Source organism: Sphingomonas gei (assembly GCF_004792685.1).
GTDB lineage: Bacteria > Pseudomonadota > Alphaproteobacteria > Sphingomonadales > Sphingomonadaceae > Sphingomonas > Sphingomonas gei.
Map to the genome: position 1 here is coordinate 231,211 of NZ_SRXT01000002.1, position 23,006 is coordinate 254,216.

General features: G+C 66.9%; 18 protein-coding genes. 7 read left to right on the forward strand and 11 right to left on the reverse strand.

Going from position 1 to position 23,006, the window contains the following annotated elements; translation table 11 throughout:
* Positions 1-3: 3 nt before the first annotated feature.
* From E5A73_RS05165 to E5A73_RS05175, 3 genes are all read right to left on the reverse strand, one after another.
* Complete coding sequence (locus E5A73_RS05165; RefSeq protein WP_135963131.1) at positions 4-1,095, reverse strand: serine hydrolase; 1,092 nt, start codon at positions 1,093-1,095, stop codon at positions 4-6.
* A gap of 229 nt (positions 1,096-1,324) precedes the next feature.
* Positions 1,325-2,860: an MFS transporter gene (locus E5A73_RS05170; protein WP_135962737.1), complete on the reverse strand. Its 1,536-nt coding sequence runs from the start codon at positions 2,858-2,860 to the stop codon at positions 1,325-1,327.
* Positions 2,861-2,898: 38 nt separating this feature from the next.
* Positions 2,899-3,921 (reverse strand): LacI family DNA-binding transcriptional regulator, encoded by a 1,023-nt coding sequence (locus E5A73_RS05175; RefSeq protein ID WP_206366386.1) that lies wholly within the window; start codon positions 3,919-3,921, stop codon positions 2,899-2,901.
* 322 nt (positions 3,922-4,243) lie between these two features.
* Here E5A73_RS05175 and E5A73_RS05180 point away from each other — a divergent pair, with 322 nt between their 5' ends.
* From E5A73_RS05180 to E5A73_RS05205, 6 genes are all read left to right on the forward strand, one after another.
* A complete protein-coding gene (locus tag E5A73_RS05180; RefSeq protein ID WP_240700040.1) occupies positions 4,244-7,012 on the forward strand; it encodes a TonB-dependent receptor in 2,769 nt (922 codons plus the stop codon).
* Between the two features lie 24 nt (positions 7,013-7,036).
* On the forward strand, positions 7,037-8,692 hold the full coding sequence (locus E5A73_RS05185; protein WP_276605804.1) for a tryptophan halogenase family protein: 1,656 nt from the start codon (positions 7,037-7,039) through the stop codon (positions 8,690-8,692).
* Positions 8,689-10,476, forward strand: a complete 1,788-nt coding sequence (locus tag E5A73_RS05190) for an alpha-amylase family glycosyl hydrolase (protein ID WP_135962739.1) — start codon at positions 8,689-8,691, stop codon at positions 10,474-10,476. The genes E5A73_RS05185 and E5A73_RS05190 overlap by 4 nt, the downstream gene beginning before the upstream one ends.
* Positions 10,473-12,086, forward strand: coding sequence for an alpha-amylase family glycosyl hydrolase (locus tag E5A73_RS05195; RefSeq protein ID WP_135962740.1), 1,614 nt, complete (start codon positions 10,473-10,475; stop codon positions 12,084-12,086). The genes E5A73_RS05190 and E5A73_RS05195 overlap by 4 nt, the downstream gene beginning before the upstream one ends.
* A gap of 97 nt (positions 12,087-12,183) precedes the next feature.
* Positions 12,184-12,969, forward strand: coding sequence for an N-acetylmuramidase domain-containing protein (locus E5A73_RS05200; RefSeq protein ID WP_135962741.1), 786 nt, complete (start codon positions 12,184-12,186; stop codon positions 12,967-12,969).
* A gap of 170 nt (positions 12,970-13,139) precedes the next feature.
* The gene (locus E5A73_RS05205) at positions 13,140-13,946 is read left to right on the forward strand and encodes an aldo/keto reductase (protein WP_135962742.1); all 807 of its coding nucleotides are present in this window, start codon (positions 13,140-13,142) and stop codon (positions 13,944-13,946) included.
* Between the two features lie 60 nt (positions 13,947-14,006).
* Here E5A73_RS05205 and E5A73_RS05210 read toward each other — a convergent pair whose 3' ends face one another.
* The 3 genes from E5A73_RS05210 to E5A73_RS05220 form a co-directional block, all read right to left on the reverse strand.
* Complete coding sequence (locus E5A73_RS05210) at positions 14,007-15,389, reverse strand: UdgX family uracil-DNA binding protein (RefSeq protein ID WP_135962743.1); 1,383 nt, start codon at positions 15,387-15,389, stop codon at positions 14,007-14,009.
* 15 nt (positions 15,390-15,404) lie between these two features.
* Complete coding sequence (locus E5A73_RS05215; protein ID WP_135962744.1) at positions 15,405-15,887, reverse strand: hemerythrin domain-containing protein; 483 nt, start codon at positions 15,885-15,887, stop codon at positions 15,405-15,407.
* A gap of 61 nt (positions 15,888-15,948) precedes the next feature.
* Positions 15,949-17,196, reverse strand: coding sequence for a putative DNA modification/repair radical SAM protein (locus tag E5A73_RS05220; protein ID WP_135962745.1), 1,248 nt, complete (start codon positions 17,194-17,196; stop codon positions 15,949-15,951).
* Between the two features lie 78 nt (positions 17,197-17,274).
* Here E5A73_RS05220 and E5A73_RS05225 point away from each other — a divergent pair, with 78 nt between their 5' ends.
* The gene (locus tag E5A73_RS05225; RefSeq protein ID WP_135962746.1) at positions 17,275-18,519 is read left to right on the forward strand and encodes a DUF2029 domain-containing protein; all 1,245 of its coding nucleotides are present in this window, start codon (positions 17,275-17,277) and stop codon (positions 18,517-18,519) included.
* A gap of 447 nt (positions 18,520-18,966) precedes the next feature.
* Here E5A73_RS05225 and E5A73_RS05230 read toward each other — a convergent pair whose 3' ends face one another.
* From E5A73_RS05230 to E5A73_RS05250, 5 genes are all read right to left on the reverse strand, one after another.
* Positions 18,967-19,371, reverse strand: coding sequence for a hypothetical protein (locus E5A73_RS05230; RefSeq protein WP_135962747.1), 405 nt, complete (start codon positions 19,369-19,371; stop codon positions 18,967-18,969).
* Between the two features lie 51 nt (positions 19,372-19,422).
* Entirely contained in the window at positions 19,423-19,956 is a 534-nt protein-coding gene (locus E5A73_RS05235) for a demethoxyubiquinone hydroxylase family protein (RefSeq protein WP_135962748.1), read from the reverse strand.
* Complete coding sequence (locus E5A73_RS05240) at positions 19,953-20,435, reverse strand: disulfide bond formation protein B (protein WP_135962749.1); 483 nt, start codon at positions 20,433-20,435, stop codon at positions 19,953-19,955. Before E5A73_RS05240 ends, E5A73_RS05235 begins: the two co-directional genes overlap by 4 nt.
* Before the next feature lie 3 nt (positions 20,436-20,438).
* Positions 20,439-21,770, reverse strand: coding sequence for a S41 family peptidase (locus E5A73_RS05245; protein WP_135962750.1), 1,332 nt, complete (start codon positions 21,768-21,770; stop codon positions 20,439-20,441).
* A 65-nt stretch (positions 21,771-21,835) separates the two neighbouring features.
* Complete coding sequence (locus E5A73_RS05250; RefSeq protein WP_135962751.1) at positions 21,836-23,005, reverse strand: murein hydrolase activator EnvC family protein; 1,170 nt, start codon at positions 23,003-23,005, stop codon at positions 21,836-21,838.
* Position 23,006: the final 1 nt, after the last annotated feature.

Consider the following 23,006-nt stretch of genomic DNA (forward strand, 5'->3'; position numbering starts at 1 on the left):
GGATCAGCGCGAGGAATAGCCGTCCGGCATCATCCCCGAACCCGAAGGCTCGTGATACGCGACGACCGCTCTCGCCACTGCCTGCATCAGCAGCTGGCGCTCCCGGATCGGGCGCGACGTATCGCCGATCATCACCGCCAGGGCATAGGACCTGCCGTCGGGCGCGGTCAGGATGCCGACATCGTTGAACCCGGCGGTGCGGCCGCCGAGATCCTGGCCGGTTCCCGTCTTGTGACCATAGAGCCAGCCCGGCGGGACGGCGCCGCGCACCCGCGCCTTGCCGGTCTTGGCGCCGCCCATCGTGGCGAGCAGCCAGTCGGTCGAGCTCGGCGACAGCAGTTCGCCGCGCTTGAGCCGCGCCAGCGCCTCTGCGATCGATGCGGGGGCGGCGCCGTCGGGCGGATCCTTGACGTAGGAATCGAAGGCGGCGCGGCGCACCTCGGGCGAAAGCTTTGCGCGGGCGACTGCGAAGGAATTGCCCATCGAATATTCGGGCCGCCATTGCAGCCCCGCGGTGCCCGCCTGGAGCAGTTTCTCGCCGGGGCCGAAACGGATCGTGCCGAGCTGCTTGCGCGCGATGAAGTCGCGCACCGCCTGCGGCCCGCCGACGAGGCGCAGCAATTTGTCGTTGCAGGTATTGTCGCTCATCTGCATCGCGCGGCGCATGATCTCGGCGACGGTGGTGGTGTACCCGGTATCGCCCTTGACCAGCGACGCGATCGGCTGGTGGAACAAGGTGAAATCGGCGCGGGTGATAGTCAGCGGATCGTCGAGCCGTACGGTGCCGCGATCGACCGCGTCGAGCACGGTCATCGTCACCCATAATTTGCTCACGCTCTGCTGCGGCAGCGGGCGGCGGGCAGTGACGTTGCTGGCCATCCAGCCATCGTCGATGCTGGTCACCGCGATCCCGGCCAATCCGCTGAAATTGCGCGTGATGGTGTCGATCGACGCGACCAGGCCGAGCGGGGCGGGCGGGCGCGGCTTGGTCGGCGCGGCGACCGCGGCAGGGAAGGGCATCAGCACGCTGTAGCTCGGTGCCGGCAGATAGGCGGCGAGCTGAATATCCTCGTGCACGGCGCAACCGAGCAGCATCGCCGGACCGAGCCCCGCGACGGTCAATGCCCGCTCTACCTTGGAAAAACTCTTGAATTTACGCACCAATGCAGCCCCTTGCGCCTTTTCCAGCATGCGGCGACCGCGACTCGGCTCAAAGCCCGACAACAGCTGGATGCGACGAATCCGGTAACGATAGCGACGAATGGTGAAAGGAGAGCAAACCGGCACCGCCATAGCGCAACATAGGAAGCGGGCCGCGGTTTCGCTATCCGGACAAACCCTTTAGCGGCGATCGTCGTTCCGCTGGAGGCTCGCGCGTCAGCCGGTCGACCCGAGTCATCGCTAGCGCGGCGAGCAGCAGAGTCACGGCGGCGAACGCCATCGTCCAGATTGGCTCGCCGGGGAAGAAGCGCTTCATGATCGATCCCATCGCCGTGGCGACGAGCAATTGCGGCACCACCACGAAGACGTTGAACAGCCCCATATAGATTCCGAGCTTCTGCTGCGGCAGGCTCGAGGCGAGGATCGCATAGGGCATTGCGAGGATCGACGCCCAGGCGATCCCGATGCCGATCTCGCTGAGCAGCAGCCAGCGCGCGTCGGGCATCGCGAAGAAGCTGGCATAGCCCGCCGCGCCGCAGAGCAGCCCGACGATATGGGTACGCGCCTGCCCGATCCGCGCGGCGAGAGAGGGCAGGAGGGTCAGGGCGGCGATTGCGGCGGTGCCGTTATAGGTGGCGAACAGCAGGTCGACCCAATTTGCCCCCTGCTGGTAGCGCGGGCTCGCCGCGCTTGCCGCACCGAAAAAGACCTGGGTGACGATCGGCGTCGTGTTGATCCACATGATGAACAGCGCCGACCAGCTGCAGAACTGGACCAACGCCAGCCGCTTCATCAATTCGGGCATCCCCGAGAAATCGCCGACGATGCTGCTCAGCATGTTGCTCGCCGCGCCGGATCGCGCGAGTGCGATGCCGATCCCGCTGGCGATGCCGTACGCGATCAGCAGGCCGCCGAGCAGATAGACTTCCTTCTCGAGCGCGGCGGCGCCGACCGCCCAGACGATGATCGCGCCGGCGACGATCCAAATCGCGCTCGACCCGTAATTGCGCGTGGCAAGTGCGGAATGGCTTTGCGCTTCGGGCGCATTGGTTTCGAAGGCGGCCATCTCGTCGGGCGGATATTCGCGGGTGGTGACCACCGTCCACAGCATCGCGAGGAACAATGCCGCGCCGCCGAACCAGAAGGCGTAGCGCACGGTGTCCGGTATCGCGCTGCCGGCCGCGTGGTTCGATACGCCGAGATGCTCGAGCGCCCAGGGGAAGATCGAGCCGACCACCGCGCCGGCCCCGATGAAGGCGGTCTGCACGGCATAGCCGGCGGCGTGCTGGTCTTTGCGCAGCATGTCGCCGACAAACGCGCGGAACGGCTCCATCGAGATGTTGAGCGACGCGTCGAGCACCCACAGCATCACCGCGGCGAACAGCAGGAAAGGCGCGAGCGGCATCGACACCAGGGCAAGCGCCGCGAGGATCGCGCCGGCGACGAAATAGGGGCGCCGCCGCCCCAACCGGCCGAGCCAGGTGCGGTCGCTCAGATGCCCGATGACCGGCTGGATCAGCAGTCCGGTGAGCGGTGCCGCCACCCACAGCCACGGCAGATCGTCGATCCTGGCGCCGAAGGTCTGGAAGATCCGGCTCATATTGGCATTCTGCAGCGCAAAGCCGATCTGGATGCCGAAGAAGCCGAAGCTGATGTTCCACAGCCCGGCAAAGGACTGGCGGGGTTTTTCGGCGCTCAAGCGCCCCTCCCTTTCAGGGAGGGGGATAGAAGATCCGCTCACGAGCCGCAGGACCGGCGCACCACCAGCCGCGTCGGCAGCAGCGCCGACCCCACCGGCTGTTCGCGGATGCGGCCGATCAGTGTTTCGACCAGCTTGCGCCCGGCGAGCCGGGGGTCCTGCATCACCGTGGTGAGCGGCGGGCTGGCCGAGCTGGCGGCCGGGATGTCGTCAAAGCCGACGACACCGACATCCTCGGGAATCTGCAGCCCGGCGGTGGCGAGCGCGCGCATCGCGCCGATCGCGATCAGGTCGCTCGCGGCGAGGATCGCATCGAATTTCTCGCCGCTGGCGAGCAGTGCGTTGGCCGCCGCAGCGCCGGACTCTTCGGTGGTAATCGCGTCGAACTGCAGCTTCGGCCGCGGAATCACGCCGGCTTGCTTGAGCGCCGCGAGATGCCCGCGATAACGATCGTGGAATTCGGGATAATGGCTCGACGCGCTGCCCAGAAAAGCGATGTTGCGCCGCCCGAGCGAAAGCAGATGCTGCGTCGCGTCGCGCCCGCCGCCGCGATTGTCGCAGCCCACCGTCAGCCCCGAAGCCTCGGACTGGACCGAGCCCCAGCGCACGAAATGGGTGCCGGCATCCTCGAGCGCGCGCAGCCGGCTGCGATAGAGCTCGTAATCGCCATAGCCGAGCAGGATGATCCCATCGGCCTTGCGCGAATCTTCGTAATCATTGTGCCAGTCGCTCGACAGCTGCTGGAAGCTGATCAGCAGATCATGGTCATGCTGGGCGCAGGCTCGGATGATCGAGCCGAGCATCGAATGGAAGAAGGGATTGATCAGCGAATCATCCGCAGTCGGGTCCTCGAAGAACAGCAGCGCCAGGGTCCGCGAATGGCGGGTGCGCAGGTTCGAGGCGGCCTTGTCTACGCGGTAATTGAGCTGCTTGGCGATCGATTCGATGCGCAGCCGGGTCGCCGGGTTGACTCCAAGCTCGCCGCGCAACGCCCGGGACACCGTCGGTTGCGAGACGCCCGCCAATTGGGCGATGTCGAACGAAGTCGGCTTGCGCTGCATGCCCCGGCTCTCCCTTCCCTGCGCGCGGTCTGTGCCGCTTCGCATAATATGCAGACAGCGCAGATCGTTCGCTGCGTCAACGCCGCGAGCGCGGCAAATCGGCCGCCCCAGGCAGGTATCGCCACTGAATACGTATGTGGCCGGCTGGTCGAACCCGGGTGTTTCGGAAGAAGTGGCGCGGCGACGACGCGCAGCCTTTTGCGCGACACAGGGTGCGCATCCGAAAACGACCAGCCGGCAGAGCTGGAGGAGCGCAGTTTAGGGGAGATGGACTTTGACCAGCAATGATCGTGGCCGCACGGCCACTCGTGTGGCGCTTGGGGTGAGCGCTCAGGCACTTGTCGCAGCGCTTGCACTGGCGAGCTTTGCCGCGCCGGCATTTGCACAGGACGCGACCGCAGGGGACGCGCAGCCTGCGCAGGATAATGAAGAGATCGTCGTTTCGGGCATCCGCGCCTCGCTGCAATCATCGGCGAACATCAAGCGCAACGAGGCGATGATCGTCGATTCGGTTTCCTCCGAGGATATCGGCAAGCTGCCCGACGTCTCGATCGCGGACTCGCTCGCCCGCCTCCCCGGCGTCACTGCGCAGCGGCTCGAGGGCCGCGACCAGCGCCTGTCGATCCGCGGGCTCGGCCCCGATTTCTCCACGACCCTGCTCAACGGCCGCGAGCAGGTCACCGTCGGCGACAATCGCGGCGTCGAATATGATCAGTATCCGTCCGAATTCTTCAAGACCGTCAATGTCTACAAGTCGGCCGACGCGTCGCTGGTCGCCGCGGGCATCGCCGGGACGGTCGACCTGCGCATGCTGCGTCCGCTCGATTCGCGGCGCGCCTTCGTCGTCTCGGCGCGCGGCCAGATGAACGAGAAGGACAAGCTCAATCCGGACGGCAGCCGCTATGGCTATCGCGGCTCGGCGACCTATGTCGACAAGTTCGCGAACGACACGCTGGGCATCGCGATCGGCGTCTCGGCGCAGAGTACCCCCACCCAGAACGAGCGCTACGCCGCCTGGGGCTTCCCGGCGGAGCCGCTGGCCGGCGGCAATCATTTCCTCGGTGGCGCCAAGCCCTATGTCCAGTCGAGCGTGCTCAAGCGCTATGGCGGCGTCGCGACGGTCGAATGGGTGCCGAGCGAGAATTTCCACTCGACCTTCGACGCGCTCTATTCGAATTTCGAGGAAGTCCAGCGGCTGCGCGGCATCGAATTCCCGATCGCGCCGACCTGGGGCTCGAATGCGGTGATCCAGCCGGGCTACACCGTCCAGGACGGGCTGGTCACCGAAGCGACGCTGACCAATGTCGTCGGGGTCCAGCGCAACGACTACAACAAGCGCACCGCCAAGAACCTGTCGCTCGGCTGGAACAACGATCTGCGCCTGAGCGACACGATCCACCTGGTCGTCGATGCGAGCTGGAGCCGCGCGACGCGCACCGATTTCCTGCTCGAGACCTATTCGGGCACTGGCTACAACCAGTCGGGCGCAAAGGATACGATCCACATCTCGCAGAACAGCGACGGCACCTACGACATCGTGCCGACGCTCGATTACACCAATACCGGGATCATCAGCCTGACCGATCCGCGCGGCTGGGGGTTCAACGGCGTCGAGACCGTCGTCCAGACCGGCTTCCTCAACCGTCCCGACTTCACCGACGATCTAAAGGCGTTGCGCGCCAGCCTGAACGGCGAGATCGGCGGCAGCATCTTCAGCCGCTGGGAAGTCGGCGCGAATTACAGCCGCCGCGAGAAGCAGAGCCGGTACAAGTCGTACTTCCTCTGCCCCAAGGGTGGCGGCACGAACTGCACCGTCGCCAGCGGCACCCCGCTCAGCGTGCCTGTTCCCGCCGATGCGTTGCTCGATGAGCAGGTCTCGCTCGATTATCTCGGCGTGCCCAGGATGCTGACCTATGATCCGCTCAAGGTTTATGCGCTGCTTGCGCCGTATTTCGACGGCCGCCCGGGCTCGCTGGTCCGCGACAACGTCATCACCGAAAAAGTGCTCACCGGCTATGCCAAATTCGCGATCGACGGCACCGTCGGCGGCAAGGCGCTCAAGGGCTCGCTTGGGCTGCAGGTCGTGCACACCAAGCAGGGCTCGTCGGGCGCGATCGCCGCGCTGCAGGACGGCGTGGTCACCGCCTCGCCGGTCGCGGGCGAGACCAGCTATACCGATTTCCTGCCCTCGGCGACGTTCAGCGTCGAGCTCGACGACGGTTTCTTCATCAAGCTCGGCGCGGCGCAGACGATGGTCCGCCCGCGGCTCGACCAGGAGCGCATCACCCAGGCAGTCAATATCGATTTCGCCAAGATCGGCACCGGCAGCCAGCCGCAGAACAGCCCGTTCAGCTCGACCGGCGGCAATTTCGCGCTCAAGCCCTATAAATCGGGCAATATCGACGTCTCGTTCGAGAAATATTTCCACGGCGGCGGCTATCTGGCGCTGACCGGCTTCTTCAAGCACCTCACCGACTTCGTCGATCCGAACGACAGCGTGCTCTACGATTTTTCGCCCTTGCTCTCGGTGCTGCCGCCGGCGCAGCGCGCGATCGTGGTGGCGCAGAACGCGCAATTCGGGCTGGTCTCGCAGCCCGCCAACACCGGCCGCGGCGAGATCCTCGGGGTCGAGGCGACGGCGTCGCTGCCGTTCAGCGTGTTCAGCCAGGCGCTCGACGGCTTCGGCATCTTCGCCAGCGGCTCCTATGTCGACAGCAAGATCCTCTATGCCAACAACAGCCCGGTCACCCTGCCGGGCCAGTCGAAATGGATCGGCTCGGGGACGGCCTATTTCGAGAAAGGCGGCTTCCAGGCGCGCGCCACCTATCGCTGGCGCGACGAATTCCTCGCCGAGCTGGCGGGCCTGTCGGCCAATCCCGAATACCGGACGGGCAAGGCCGAGGGGGTGCTCGATGCGCAGATCGGCTATGAGTTCCAGAGCGGGCCGCTCGCCGGCTTCTCGATCCTCGCCCAGGCGAAGAACCTCACCGATGCGCCGTTCGTGACCACCGAGGCGGACGATACCCGGCTCGTGCGCGAATATCAGCGCTACGGCCGCGATTATTATCTCGGCATCACCTACAAATTCTGAGCCGCGGCTTTCGGAGAAACTAGCGTGGCGTCCGGAGAACCCTATCGCATCGTCGTCGCCGGGGGCGGTACCGCGGGGTGGATGACCGCCGCCGCTCTGGTGCGGTTCCTCGGCCCCGGCTTCGCCGTGACCCTGGTCGAATCCGAGGAGATCGGGACGGTCGGCGTGGGCGAGGCGACGATCCCGCAGATCCGGCTATTCAATGCCGGGCTCGGGATCGACGAGGATGCCTTCGTCGCCGCGACGCAGGCGAGCTTCAAGCTGGGGATCGAGTTCGTCGGCTGGACGAAAGGCGGGCGCTACATGCACGCCTTCGGCGATGTCGGGCGCGATCAGGGCGGGGTCGCCTTCCAGCATAGCTGGCTGCGCGGATTGGACGAAGGCGTCGCGCAGCCGCTGGCTGCCTATTCGCTCAACAATGCGGCGGCGCGCGCCAACCGGATGCAGCGCGGGCCGGCGCGCACTGCGGCGATGCTGCCGGAGATGCCGTACGCGTTCCACTTCGACGCGGGCCTCTATGCGCGGTTTCTGCGGCACTATGCCGAGGCGCGCGGGGTCACGCGGCACGAGGGGCGGATCGTCGAGGTCCTGCGTGACGGCGAGAGCGGCGATGTCACTGCGCTGCGGCTGGAGCGGCGATATAGTGCGTCGAGCCCACCTCCCGTTCGGGCTGAGCCTGTCGAAGCCCCGTTTTTCACCAGCGCATCGCCTGCGGAAAGCTGCCCTTCGACAAGCTCAGGGCGAACGGAAGGGGGGGCATCAACCCAGGGCGATACCGACACCACCAAGATCCCCGGCGACCTGTTCATCGACTGCACCGGCTTCCGTGCCCTACTCATCGGCGAAACGCTGGGCGTGGGCTTCGAAGACTGGTCGCACTGGCTGCCGTGCGACCGCGCCTTGGCCGTGCCCAGCGCCCGCGCGACCGATTTCACGCCCTATACCCGCGCCACTGCGCACGCCGCCGGCTGGCAATGGCGGATCCCGCTCCAGCATCGCACCGGCAACGGGATCGTCTATGCCGGTGCGCACCTCTCCGACGATGAAGCCACCGCGCACCTCCTCGCCAATCTCGACGAACCCGCGCTTGACGAACCGCGGGCGCTGCGCTTCACCGCGGGCAAGCGGCGGGCGTTCTGGCGGGCCAATGTCATCGCCGTCGGGCTGGCGAGCGGCTTCCTCGAGCCGCTCGAATCGACGAGCATCCACATGATCCAGTCGGCGGTCGAGCGCGTGCTCAAGCTGCTGCCCGGGCGCCGCATCGCCGAGGCGCAGCGCGCCGAATATAACCGGCAGGCGGACCGCGAGATGGATCGGATCCGCGATTTCCTGATCCTCCATTATTGGGCGAACGACCGCGACGCGCCGTTCTGGCGCGCCCGGCGCGAGACGCCGCTGCCCGAGGGCCTCGCCCACAAGATCGCATTGTGGCGCGCCGCCGGGCAGATCGTCCGCGAGGAAGGCGACCTGTTCAGCGAAGTGGCGTGGCTGCAGGTGCTGGCCGGGCAGGGCGTCGCGGCGGAGGGTCACCACCCACTCGCCGACCGGCCGGGCCGCGCCGAGATCGCCGAATATCTCGATCTGCTGGGCAAGCTCGCTGCGCGTGAAGCGGCGCAGATGCCCGATCACGCTGCCTTCATTCGCCAGAACTGCGCTGCGCGCGAGGAAATTGCCGCATGAAACTCGCCGCCTTCGCCTTGCTCGCATCGCTGCTCGCCGCTCCCGTCGCGGCGCAGAGTTTTCGCGACCGGCTGCCCGAGGACGAAGTGCTGTACTTCCTCCTCCCCGACCGCTTCGAGAATGGCGACACCGCCAATGATCGCGGCGGGCTGAACGGGGATCGGCTGGCCACCGGGTTCGATCCCGCGGCCAAGGGCTTCTATCATGGCGGCGACCTCAAGGGACTGATCCGGCGGCTCGATTATGTCGAGGCGCTGGGTGCCACGGCGATCTGGGTCGGGCCGATCTTCAGGAACAAGCCGGTGCAGGGGCCGAAGGGCCACGAATCCGCGGGCTATCACGGCTATTGGGTGACCGATTTCACTCGAGTCGATCCGCATTTCGGCACCGACGCCGATTTCAGGGCCCTGGTCGACGCGGCGCACGCCCGCGGGATCAAGGTCTATATGGACATCATCGCCAACCACACCGCCGACGTCATCCAGTATCGGGAATGCGGCAACTGCGGCTATCGCAGCCGCGCCGAGTTTCCGTACGCCCGCAAGGGGGGGCTTGCCGGCGAGGCAATCAATGACGGTTTTGCGGGCGACGGCGTCCAGACGCCGGAGAACTTCGCCAGGCTGACTCGCCCCGATTACGCCTACACCCCGTTCGTGCCCGCGGGCGAGAAGGACGCGAAGGTCCCGGCCTGGCTCAACGATCCGATCTATTATCACAATCGCGGCAACTCGACCTTCGCCGGCGAGAGTTCGACGATGGGCGATTTCGCCGGGCTCGACGACGTGATGACCGAGCATCCGCGCGTGATCGCCGGGATGATCGAGATTTTCGGGAAGTGGGTCGACCGCGGGATCGACGGCTTCCGCATCGACACCGCGCGCCACGTGAACCCCGAATTCTGGCAGGCCTTCGTCCCCGCGATCGAAGCGCGCGCCAAGGCCAGGGGGATTCCCAATTTCCACATCTTCGGCGAAGTCGCCGATCCCGATACCTCGGCGCTGGCGCGCCACACCCGCGTCGATCGGCTCCCGACGGTGCTCGACTTCGCCTTCGCCCGCGCAGTCAATGCAGTGAGCGCGGGCGAAGCGGGGACCGACCGGCTCGCCGCGGTGTTCGCCGCCGACTCGCTCTACGAAGGCGGTGAGGCGACCGCGCGCAGGCTGCCGACCTTCATCGGCAATCACGATCAGGGCCGCGCCGCCTTGTTCATCCGCAGGGCCAATCCGCAGGCGAGCCCTTCGGAACTGCTCGCCCGCACGCGCCTCGCCCACGCGATGCTGCTGCTGCTGCGCGGGGTGCCGACGATCTATTCAGGCGACGAGCAGGGCTTTATCGGCGACGGCGGCGACCAGGATGCCCGCGAGGACATGTTCGCCAGCAAGGTCGCGGTCTATAACGACAATTCATTGCTCGGCACCGACCGCGCCAACGCCGTTTCCAATTTCAACCTGGATCATCCGCTGTTCCGCGAGATCGCCACGCTGGCGAAGCTTCGCCGCGCGCATCCGGCGCTGACGCGGGGCCGGCAGATCACGCGCTTCGCCGGCGACAAGCCCGGGCTGTTCGCCGTCTCGCGCTTCGATCCCGTCGACGGGCGCGAAGTGCTGATCGGGTTCAATTCGAGCGCGCGGCCCTGGACCGGCAATGTCGAGGTCGACGCCGGATCCGCAGCGTTCACTGCGCTCGCCGGAAGCTGCCCCGCCACCGCCACCGCGCCGGGCAGCATCACTCTTTCAGTACCTGCGTTCGGCTATGCCGTCTGCGCCGCCGGAAAGCCGCAATGAACGAACTGCTTGCCCAGTATCCGGATGCCGACACGCGCGAATGGTGGCGCGGAGCGGTGATCTACCAGATCTATCCGCGCAGCTTCGCCGATTCGAACGGCGACGGGGTGGGGGATCTGGCGGGCGTTACCGCGCATCTCGATCACGTCGCGTCGCTCGGCGTCGACGCGGTGTGGCTGTCGCCCTTCTTCACGTCGCCGATGCGCGATTTCGGCTACGACATCGCCGATTTCTGCGACGTCGACCCGATCTTCGGCACGCTAGCCGATTTCGACGCGCTGATCGCGCGCGCGCACCAATTTGGGCTGCGGGTGATCATCGACCAGGTCTATTCGCACAGCTCGGACGCGCATCCCTGGTTCCGCGAGAGCCGCGCGAGCCGGAGCAATCCCAAGGCCGACTGGTATGTCTGGGCCGACGCGAAGCCCGACGGCAGCCCGCCGAACAATTGGCAATCGGTGTTCGGCGGCCCGGCCTGGACGTGGGACGCGCGGCGCGGGCAATATTATCTGCACAATTTCCTGCGCGAGCAGCCCGACCTCAACTTCCACAATCCGACGGTGCAGGACGCCGCGCTGGCGGTCGCGCGCTTCTGGTTCGAGCGCGGAGTCGACGGCTTCCGGCTCGATGCGATCAACTTCACGATGCACGATCCCGCGCTGCGCGATAACCCGCCCGCCCCCGACACCGGCGCGCCGCGCACCCGCCCGTTCGACTTCCAACAACACATCCACAACCAGAGCCACGCCGATATCCCGCGCTTCCTCGAGAAATTGCGCGCGCTGGCAGACAGTCTCGGCGGACGATTCACCGTAGCCGAAGTCGGCGGCCCCGCGCCCGAGCCCGAGATGCACCTGTTCACCGAGGGCGAGGCCCGGCTCAACAGCGCTTATGGCTTCAACTTTCTCTACGCCGATCGGCTGACCCCCGCATTGGTCCGCGATGCGGTCGAAGGCTGGCCGGACGCCCCGGGTATCGGCTGGCCGAGCTGGGCGTTCGAGAACCACGACGCCCCGCGAGCGCTGTCCCGCTGGATCGGGCCCGAGCATCGCGATGCCTTTGCCCGGCTCAAGATGCTGCTGCTGCTGTCGCTGCGCGGCAATGCCTTCCTTTATTATGGCGAGGAACTGGGGCTTACTCAGGTCGAGATCGGCTTCGAGCATCTCCGCGATCCCGAGGCGATCGCCAATTGGCCGCTGACGCTCAGCCGCGACGGCGCGCGTACGCCGATGCCGTGGTTCGCCGAGGCGCCGCAGCTCGGATTCACCCACGGCCAGCCCTGGCTTCCGCTCGGCGCCGACCATGCCGCACTCGCTGTCGACCGGCAGGGCGAGGATACGGACTCGCTGCTCAATTTGACACGGCGGCTGATCGCGCTGCGCCATGCGAGCCCGGCGCTGACGGCCGGGTCGATCGACATCCACGAGGCCGGCGCGACATTGCTGGCGTTCGAACGCAAGGCGCTGGGTCAGACATTGTTCTGCGCCTTCAATCTCGGCGAGCAGCCGATCGCGCTGCCGGAGGAACTGCGCGGCAGGCGGATCGTCCAGTCGGTCAATGGTGCGACGCTGGCGCAACTGCCGGGCTTTGCCGGGCTGATCGCCGAATAGAAGCAATTGCCTCTCCGCAAAGCTGCGGATAGAATATCTGCAGGGAATCGCATCCTTCCGGAAACTGCCGGTTAGCTTCCACGATGAGGAGCCTGCGATGCCCGAATTTACAGGACCAGCGACTCGTTTCAGCCCCGACGCCATCCAGCGGGCGGCCGACGATATCGGCTGCGACGTCGCCGCCGTCAAAGCCGTGATCGATGTCGAAAGCCGCGGCGGCTTTCTCCCCGACACGCGTCCGAAAATCCTGTTCGAACGCCATGTGTTCAGCAAGCGCACCGGCGGCAGGTTCGATCAGTCGCACCCCGAAATCTCTTCGCGCGAGCCCGGCGGCTATAGGGGCGGAGCCGCCGAATATGACCGGCTCGGCCAGGCGATCCCGCTCGATCGCAAGGCCGCGCTCGAATCGGCGAGCTGGGGCGCGTTCCAGATCATGGGCTATCACCACGATTCGCTCGGCATGCCCGACGTGGAGGATTTCTGCCGCCGAATGTCCAATTCGGAGGACGACCACCTCGCCGCCTTCGTCCGCTTCGTGAAGCTCAACAAGCTCGACGACGAACTGTGCCGACGCGACTGGGCGGGGTTCGCCCGCGGCTATAACGGCCCGGGCTTTCTCAAGAACCGCTACGATACCAAGCTCGCTGCCGCTTACACGGTGCACGCGATTTCGCCGTCGCGCACCGACGGCGGCATCCAGCGCACGCTCAAGATGGGCGACGACGGCCCCGATGTTGTGTTGCTCCAGAAGAAGCTCGGGCTCACGCCCGATGGCGATTTCGGTCCGGCGACCAAGACGGCGGTGGTCGCGTTCCAGCGATCGCACGATCTGGGTGACGACGGCATCGTCGGCTCGAAGACGCGGCAGGCGCTCGGCCTCTGATCTCGCCGGGCGCGCGGTGCGGCCTTGCCGATGCCGCAACGCTGGCGCGCTATCGGGCGATGGTCGACAAGTTCGCGCCGGCCGGGCGGAAAAGGTGCGTGGCATCGCCGGGCGGCTGGCGAAAGCGGCGACGGCCGACTAGACGGGCCGGCCTGCCAGAGGAGCCGCCAATGCCCGCCACGCTGACGATGAACGACGGTCGCGCGATCCCCGCGATCGGCTTCGGCACCTATCTTGTGCCTGATGCCGAGGCACCGCGGATCACCCGCGAGGCAGTCGATGTCGGCTATACGCTGGTGGACACCGCCGCTTTCTATGGCAACGAGCGCGGCGTCGCCGAAGGGTTGAGCGGGCGCGACGACATCTTCGTCACCACCAAATTGTGGCGCGATTCGCTTGGTTATGATTCGGCGCTGCGGGCGTTCGACAACAGCCTCGCCCAACTCGGCCGCGAACAGGTCGACCTCTATCTGATCCATTGGCCGATGCCGTCGCTCGGCAAATATATCGAGGCATGGCGGGCGCTGGTCCGGCTGCACGAGGAGGGGCGCGCCAAATCGATCGGCGTCTCCAATTTCACCGCCGAGCATCTGCGCACGATCGTGGACGCTACCGGCGTGGTGCCGGCGCTCAACCAGGTCGAGCTCCATCCGGGCTTCCAGCAGCGCGCGCTCCGCGATTTCCACGCCGAACAGGGGATCCTCACGCAGAGCTGGGCGCCGCTGGGGCAGGGGACGTTGCTCGCACACCCGGCGATCGTTGGCATCGCCGAGGCGCGGGGCTGCACGCCCGCGCAGACGATCCTCGCCTGGCATCTGCACCACGGGCTGGCGGTGATCCCCAAGGCCTCGGCGCGCGAGCGGCTTGCGGCGAATCTGGCTGCCGGGGATGTGCGGCTCGAAGCGGCGGATATCGCGGCGATCGATGCACTGGATGATCTGGGCGGGCGCCTCGGGCCGGATCCGGACCGCTTCTAGGGTTCGATCCCGCTGCTTCGCACCCCTGGGCCCCTGCCTTCGCCGGGGAACAATGCTGTTCTATCGCAGCGCCTTCGCCGCGCCCTTCAGATCCTCGACGAACGCGGCGAATTCGTCCTCGGCGCGGCTCCGGTCGGGCAGGCGCAGCAGGAAGCTGGGGTGGATCGTCACCCAGCCGATTGCGCCCTCGGCCAGCTCGATCGCCCGCCCGCGCGTCGCGGTGATCGTCACTGCCTTGCCGAGCATCTGCCGCGCGGCGGTCGCGCCGAGCGCCACGGTCATCTCGGGCTTCACCAGCAATCGCTCCTGCTCGTACCACCAGCGGCAGGCGCTGATCTCGCCGGCATCGGGCTTGGCGTGGATGCGCCGTTTGCCGCGCGGCTCGAACTTGAAATGCTTGACGGCATTGGTGACGTAGACCGTGGCGCGATCGATCCCCGCCGCATGGATCGCCTTGTCGAACATCTGCCCCGCCGGCCCGACGAACGGCCGCCCGGCAAGATCCTCCTGATCCCCCGGCTGCTCGCCGACGAACATCATCCGCGCATCGATCGGGCCCTCTCCGAACACGGTCTGGGTGGCGTGCTGGTAGAGATGGCAGCGCGTGCAGCCCGCCGCCTCGTCGCGCAACGCCTGCCACGCCGCTTCGATATTGCCGCCGATCGCGGTCCGCGCCTTCGCCACCATGCCGGTCTCCCGCTGCCGCGCCGTCGCGATCAGCTCCTTCACCAACGCCGTCTCCGGCATGTTTTTCCAGTATTTGCGCGGCATCTCCTTGAGCATCATGCCGGTCTTCAGCCGCGCCGGATTGAAGGTCGAGGCGTAATAGGTCTTCCAGACATCCTCGACCGGATCGTCGCCCGGGGCATCGGCCTTGGTCGCGCCGGGCCCTTCGGCGAGCGTCTCGCAATCCCAGTGAAGCGACAGCGCGGGGGTAAGGATCGACCAGCGCATATTGGCGAAGCGATCGACAAAGAAGCGGGCATTGGCGCGGACGATGTGATGCTCGGGCTCGAACCAGGCGACATAGCGCGCGCCGGCTTCGTCCTGGACTTCGCGGAAGCGGACGAAGGCGCGCATCTTGTGGATGTCGCGGCGCACCGCCTTCGCCATTTCCTCGAGCCGGCGGACCAGGGGATCGGCGGCATCGTCGATCCGGCGCGGTTCGGCGATCAGCCCGGCGAGCAAGGTGTAGAGCAAGGCGAAGCGCTGCGAGTCGGCGTGGAGCACCACGCTCTGCGCGAGATCGAGGAAGGCGCGCGGCACGCGAAAGCCGGCCGGCGTGGCGGGGGCGAGAACTGCCTCGTCGCCGAACAAGTCGACGGCAATTTCGCCGACCTGCCACACCAGTTCCGATGGCGGCACGCGCGCGCCGGCCAGCGCCCGCGCGGCATCGCGCCAGCCCTCGAAATCATCCTCCGCCGTCAGCGCTACGACCCGCATCGGCGCCCTTGGCGGTTATTCGCGCTCGTCGCCTGGAGCATTTTCCTCGGCGCGTTCCAGTTCGGCGGGCTTGCGCTCCTCGAACACTTGCGCGAGCCGCTCCTCGACTTCGGCGGGCAGGCGTTCAGACGCAGCGGGGAACATATCTTCCTCTTCCTCGTCGATATGATGCTCGTAGCGGTGGCGCATCTCGCCGAACTTGGCGTCCCATTCGGGCGAGCCGAATTCCAAGTCGAGCAATTCGCCGAGGAAATCGTCGACTTCCTTGTGCTCGGAGACCGAATGGCGGGCATCCTCGCGCAATTCGGGATCGGCGAGCATCGTCGAATAGAGCGATTCCTCCTCGGCCGCGGCGTGCGCCTGGAGCTCGAGCCGTAGCGTCTCGAAAGCCTCGCGGCGCGGGCCGTCGGTACCCGGATTGTCGCCGACGCGCTTGAGCAGGGCGCGCTGCCGATTGTGATCGGCCTTGAGGTCCTCGAAAATGCGTGCGTCGGCCATGGGAATCTCCTTTGCCGGTCCAACCGGCGAATGCCGCGCTTGTTTCAGCCGCGAGTCATTCTCAGGCGGCGAACAGTTCGAGCTGCTCGCGCTTGGGCGCGACGAGCGGGCGCAGGTCGGCGCGGTCGGCGAGCGCTACCGGGCGCCAATCCTCGGCGATCAGGAACGGGCGAACCTTGGCGATCGAAGCGGTCAGCCGCGCCACATCGGCGAGCTTCAGCCGCCGCCAGCGGCGGGTGGCGAGGATCGCGTCGACTGCCTTCACGCCGAGCCCCGGCACGCGCAGCAACGCCTCGCGCGGCGCGCGGTTGACGTCGACCGGGAAGCGATCGCGAAAGCGCAGCGCCCAGGCGAGCTTGGGATCGATGTCGAGCGGCAGCATCCCCGTCGCGGGATCGGCCGCGTCGGCGACTTCGGCGGGCTGGTAGTCGTAAAAGCGCATCAGCCAGTCGGACTGGTAGAGCCGATGCTCGCGCATCAGCGGCGGGCGCTGGAGCGGGAGAACGGCGCTGGCGTCGGGGATCGGGCTGAACGCCGAATAATAGACGCGGCGCAGCTTGAAGCGGTCGTAGAGCCCGGCAGCGCGGGTGATGATGTCGCCGTCGGTCGCGGCGTCGGCGCCGACGATCATCTGGGTCGACTGGCCGGCGGGGGCGAATTTCGGCGCGGACTTGAAGCGCTTGCCGGCATCTGTCGAATTGTCGAGATCGTGGCGGACATTGCCCATCGCGGCTTCGATCCGCGGTGCCGATTTTTCGGGCGCCAGTCGGGTCAGCCCGGCGACGGTGGGCAATTCGACATTGATCGAGATGCGGTCGGCGAACAGCCCCGCCTGGTGGACCAGCGCGGGATCGGCGTCGGGGATCGTCTTGAGGTGAATATATCCGCGGAAGTCATGCGCCTCGCGCAGCAGCTGGGCGACGCGGACGATCTGCTCCATCGTGTAATCGGGCGAGCGGATGATGCCGGACGATAGGAACAGCCCCTCGATATAATTGCGCTTATAGAAGCTTAAGGTGAGGTCGACGATTTCCTCGGGGGTGAAGCGCGCGCGGCGGACGTTCGAGCTCTTTCGATTGATGCAATAATGGCAGTCGAACACGCAGCTGTTGGTCAGCAGGATCTTGAGCAGGCTGATGCAGCGGCCGTCGGGGGCATAGGCATGACAGATGCCCATGCCTTCGGTCGAGCCGATCCCCTTGCCATCCTTCGAATTGCGCTTGGCAATGCCCGAGGACGCGCAGGACGCGTCGTATTTCGCCGCGTCCGCGAGGATCGCCAGCTTCGCGCGCATGTCCAATTGTGCCATTCGTTCTATCTATGTTCTTGTTGTCGCTGAGTCCAGCGATGATGGACGCGGTTCGTCGCACGCGATAAGCACCCCGGCATGGGCTGGGCTCTTCCGCGGGACGTGAACTGGCGCATCGCCGCGCTTTGGCTCGCGCTGGCACTCACGTGCAGCGCCGGCTGGCTGTTCAAGGGGCATTGCGTGCCTGGCGGCTGGACCGAGGCCGAGCAATATACCACCGGTTGCTACAACGACGTGATGCCCTTCTGGCAGGGTCGCGCAGTCGACCAGGGTAAAATCCCCTATTTCGAGACGCGGATGGAATATCCGGTGGTCACCGGGGCGCAGATCTGGGCCGAGGGGAGCGCCACCCGGCTGCTGTTCGGCAAGCACGCGCGCGACTTCCACTTTCTCGGCGTGGCGGTCATCGCCAATGCGCTGCTCGCCGCGCTGGTGCTCAAATGGTTTCTCGCGGCGGGAATGGACGCGCGGCGCCTGTGGGGCTGGGCGCTGGCGCCACCGTTGGTCCTCTATGTCGGGCATAATTGGGACATGGCCGCGACCGCGCTGGCAGTCGGCGCAGTGCTGCTGGCGCGCGACGGGCGGCTGGTGCCCGCGGCGGCGGCGGCGGGATTGGGCACCGCGGCCAAGCTGTTCCCGGTGCTCGCGCTGCCGCTGATCGGGCTGAGCGCATTGTTCGGCGACGCCCGGCCGTGGCCGCAACGCTTGGTCCGCGCGGCGACGCTGTCTGCCGCTGCCATCGGGGTATGGGTGCTGGTCAACTTGCCGGTAGCGCTGTTCGCCCGCGAGAATTGGAGCGAATTCTATCGTTTCTCGCAGGGGCGGGCGGGGACCGTCGCGGCGACATGGGACGTCCTCGCCAACATGGGCTGGTGGTACACCGGGATTGCGGAGCGCAACCTGTATGCCGCGATCGCCTTCGTCACCGGCTTCGCGCTGATCGTCGGGCTCGGCTGGCGCCGGCATCGCGCGCATCTATGGGTGCTGTTCACTCCGGTGCTCGCCTGGTTCATGCTGACCAACAAGGTCTATTCGCCGCAATTCGATCTGTGGCTGTACCCGCTGCTGCTGATGACGGCGCCGCGGCTGTGGCCGGTGGCGCTGTTCGTGCTTGGGGACGTCGCCGCCTATTTCGCGGAGTTTTGGTGGTTTGCCGGGATGGAGCAGGGTTGGCCGGCGACCACACCGACGCATGTCGCGATTGTGGCGGGGGTGCGCGCTGCGGCGATGCTGTGGATCATCGGGGAGTGCGTTTTGCGCGCGCCGCCGGTGTGGCTGGTCGATGGGCCTCCCCTCTCTCGTCGAAGGGGATGCGCAGACTGAATCTCTGCGAAGCATAGGCTTAGTCGGAGTTGGGTGAGCCCGAGCCGCTCGCCCTGAGCCTGTCGTCAGCGCTCAATGGGAAGCCGCTCGCGAGCAACGTGAGGGCGATCGCGCCGCCGCGCGCGCATCCTGCGAAGCGAAAGTCACACCAGGGTCACACTATCGCGCGCGTCCGAGCGGCGACTGGGCCGTCCCGAATCACAAAGGTCTGCGCCAGACGCGCGTGGTGCTCCGGTAGGGATCCATATTGTCAAAGAGCGACCGCAGAGCGGCGCATCGATCTCAGCAAACGAAATCCTACATTGCAAGAGGTGTTCAGACCTGCACTGCAAACCTGGCGAGCCAAGCGCCACCGCCTAGCCGGGAACTATTGATATCTAACTGAAATCGACTCCAGCTCCGCGAGGCAGCAAGCTACCTCTCCCGCAGGGAGAGGAAAAGCGCGCCTCAAGGCAGCGGCAGGTCGGTCTGTTCGTCGCGGCGTGCGTTCGATTCGGCGCGGGCGCGGGTTGCCTGGCGGACGAAGCAGCCGGTCTGGCCGCCCGGGCCGACGGTCGAGCAACTGCCGGTGCCGGTGCGGCCGGCCTCGAGCGCGTCCTGCGAGCGCACTGCCCAGCTCTGGTTCGCCTGCGGGCGGCCGGTCTGGTTGCGCAGGGTCTGCGGAATGCGGAAGCGCTCGGCCTCGTCGAGCCGCTGGCAGATGACGACTTCCTCGCCATTGTCATTGGTCGGGCATTTGTCGCTGCCATAAATGACCAGGACACCGCTCTGCGCAGCGTTCTGCGCCTGCGCGGCCGGCACCAGCAGGGGCGCTGCGGCCAGCGCTGCTCCGATTACAATCCGCTTGAGCATCCTGGCTTCTCCTTACACCCAATCTGGCGCGTCAACGCTGAACCGGGCCTGTCATATCCGTTTCGACACGGCAATCGCAGCACGGCAGCCGAGCCGGATCAATCCGGACAACAGGGGATAGCCGATCGCCGCCTCCGCGCCATGGGCCAGCGCCGTGTCCAGATGCTCGAGTTCCTCGTCGCGAAACTCGGCCACCGCGCGGCTGAGCTCGGGATCGCCGTCGCCCAGCTCGGCGAGCTGGCGCTGGTAATGCAAATCGATCTCGGTCTCGACGGCAGCGGTGCAGGCCATGGCGGCATTCGGCCCGATCGCCGCGGTGACGGCGCCGAGCGCGAAGCCGGCGACATTCCAGAACGGCTGGAGCGCGGTCGGGCGGACGCCGCGCGCTGCGATCATCGAATCGAAAAAGGCGCGGTGGCGCTCTTCCTGATTGGCCATGCCGTTGATCATCCGCGCGGTGGGGGTGCGGTCGCCCATCACGGCCAGCTGCCCGGCATAGATCCGAGTCGCGCCATATTCGCCCGCCTGATCCACGCGGACCATCGCTTCGGTGCCTTCGCGGGGGTCGCCCGGCTTCCAGCTCATCGCCGGCCCCTGCGCGGCGCCAGCGCGAAGATCGCCGCTGCGCCGCCGAGCGACAGGATCGCGTTGAAGCCCGCGAGGCTGATCCCAAAGAGCGTCCATTGCGGCACATCACACCGTATCAGCGGGCGGCGCAGTGCCTGGTTGAGCATCTCCATCGCGTCGCCGTGGCCGATCGGGGCGGTGCAGGCAGTGATCCCCTGCCACCAATGATATTCGACGCCGGCATGGAATACGCCGATCGCGCCGCTCACCGCGATCAGCACGCCGGCGAACAGCACGAACAGCATCTGCACCGGGCGGGGCAGCGGCGCGAAGGACAATGCCGCGACGACGACGGCGGCATAATGCGGCCAGCGCTGCCAATGGCACATCTCGCACGGTACGAGCCCGAACCATTGCGATCCCCAAGCGCCGGCGAGCAACCCCGCCGGCAGCAGCAGCGCGATCAGCCGCGCGGTGCGGAGCTCGTCCCGGCGCATCGCTCAGCGGCCCTTGATCGCGACCTGCGGCTTGCCCGCCGAGCGCGCGATGGTCTGCAGCGCATAGTGGAGCTGGAAGTCGTCGATGCCCTGCTTCTTGAGCTGGTCGGGAGTCGCCGCGAAGCGCGGATCGGTGCGCGCGTCCTGCTCGAGCGTCGCATCGTCGACCTTTTCGGCGTTGATCAGATGCTTCCTGAGATCCGCCTCGCGGATCACGGTGCGGTCCTTGTAATCGGGATCGGACAGCTGCGGGACGAGCAGGTCGGGCTTGATCCCGCCTTCCTGCACCGAATGGCCCGACGGGGTGAAATAGCGCGCCGTGGTGAGCCGCAATGCCGCGCGCGCGCCCATCGGCAGGATCGTCTGGACCGACCCCTTGCCGAAGCTGCGCACGCCCATCACCAGACCGCGATGATGATCCTGCAGCGCGCCCGCTACGATCTCGGAGGCCGAGGCAGTGCCCGAATCGACCAACACGATCACCGGCAACCCGCGCGCGAGATCGCCCGGCACCATCGATTCGGCATAATAACGCTCGATATCGTTCTTCTCGCGGCCGCGCTGCGAGACGATCTCGCCATGGCCGAGGAACACGTCTGAGACCGCGATCGCCTCGCTCAGCAGCCCGCCGCCATTCTCGCGCAAGTCGACGACATAGCCGAGCGGCTTGCGGCCGAGCTTCTTGTCGATTTCCTGGATCGCCTTGACCGTATCGGCGCCGGTCTGCGCAGTGAAGGTGTTGATGTTGATATAGCCGACGCCGTTCTTGACTTCCCACTTCACCGGCTTCTGGATGATGATCTCGCGGACCAGAGTGAGCTGGAGCGGTTTTTCGGCGCCGGGGCGGACGATCGTCAGGTTGATCTTGGTGCCGGGCTGACCGCGCATCTGCTCGATCGCCTCGTCGAGGCTGCCGCCGACGATGAACTTGCCGTCGATATGGGTGATGAAGTCGCCCGACTTGATGCCGGCGCGCGCCGCGGGAGTATCCTCGGTCGGCGCGATGACCTTCACCGCGCCTTCCTCCTGCGTCACGGTCAGGCCCAGCCCGCCATAATTGCCTTCGGTCTGGATCTTGAGATTGTCGAAATCGAGTCCGTCGGCGAAGCTGGAATGCGGATCGAGCGCGGCGAGCATGCCGGCGATCGCGCCCTTGACCAGCGTCTTGTCGTCGACCTTCTCGACATAGTTCGCCTTCACCTGGTTGTAGACTTCCATGAAGGTGTCGAGCTCGCGGTAGCTGTTGGTGTCGACGCCGGCCATCGCCCCCGAAGCGACGGGAACCAGCGCGAGCGCGCTGACGGCGGCAGTGACCTGAAGAAGCGGACGCAGCATCATACGACTTTCGACAAAAACGAGCTTACTGATTTAGTGCAGGATAACGGCATTTACACGGCCTGTCAGTCGAGCAATTGCGCGAGGTCCATCGGCTGGCCCCGGCGGCGCAGCTCGACGGTGACGCGCGGCTCGCCGCTTTTCCAGGCGCGGCCTATCACTTGGCCCTGCGCGACCCGATCACCGACGCGCACCGCGAGCCCGCCGAGCCCCGCGACGAGCGAAGTCCAGCCGTCGCCATGATCGACGATCACGACGCCGCCATAGCCGCGAAACGGTCCCGCATAGACGACGCGCCCCGCGGCGGGGGCAACGGCGCGGGCGCTCGGCGCGGTTGCCAGGGTCAGTCCGCGGGCGCGCACCCCGGTGGCGGAGAGCTCGCCCATGCCGGTGATCAGCTGGCCGGAAACCGGCAGGCGATAGGCTGGCATGCGCCTGGGCAGCCGATCCGCCTCGTCTCCGGGGCGCGGCAATGGGCCGGGCAGGCCCAGGAGCGCACGCTGGACCTGGCTGGCCTCGTCCTGCGACTGCATCTGGTCGACGAGGTCGCGGGCGCGCTCGCCGAGCGCGAGCGCGCGATCCGATTCGACCAATGCGCTGCGCCCGAGTTGCTGCGATCGCGCGCGGTGGGTGGCTTCGAGCCGGACCAGAGCGATGCGCTCGGCCTCGAGCCGGGCGCGACCGTTGCGCAGGCTCGCCACGGCGCCCGCCGCATTGGCGCGCAATTGCTGGACGCGGGCGAGTTCGGCGCGAACCTCGGCGGTGCGCCGTTCGACCACCGGCAGCGTCGTGCCGAGCACGGCGCGGACATGGACGATGTCCTCGGTCGAGCCAGGCTGGATCAGCCCGAGCACCGCCGGACGCCGCGTCATGGATTGCAGCGCGGCGATCAGCCGGACGATCGGACCCTGCCGCTCCGCCACCTGGACGCGCTGCGCCGCGAGAAGCCGGTCGACGATCGCGATTCGCGCCTCGGCGGCCGTGATTTCGGCCTGGGCCGCCTTGATCCGCTCGGCGGCGGCGGCTTCCTGGCCGCGCGCCTGGGCCGCGCGGTCGCGCTCGTTGGCGGCGGCGGCTTCCAGTGCGCGCGCGCGCGCCTCGGCGGCGGTCGACGCCGCGGTCGCGGATTTCAGCCGCGCCTGTTGTTCGCGCAATTCCTGGGCAGGCGCCATGCTCCCCGCGACGAGCATGGCCAGCAAGGCGGCGGCGATGGCGATGCTCCGCGCGGGTCCCATC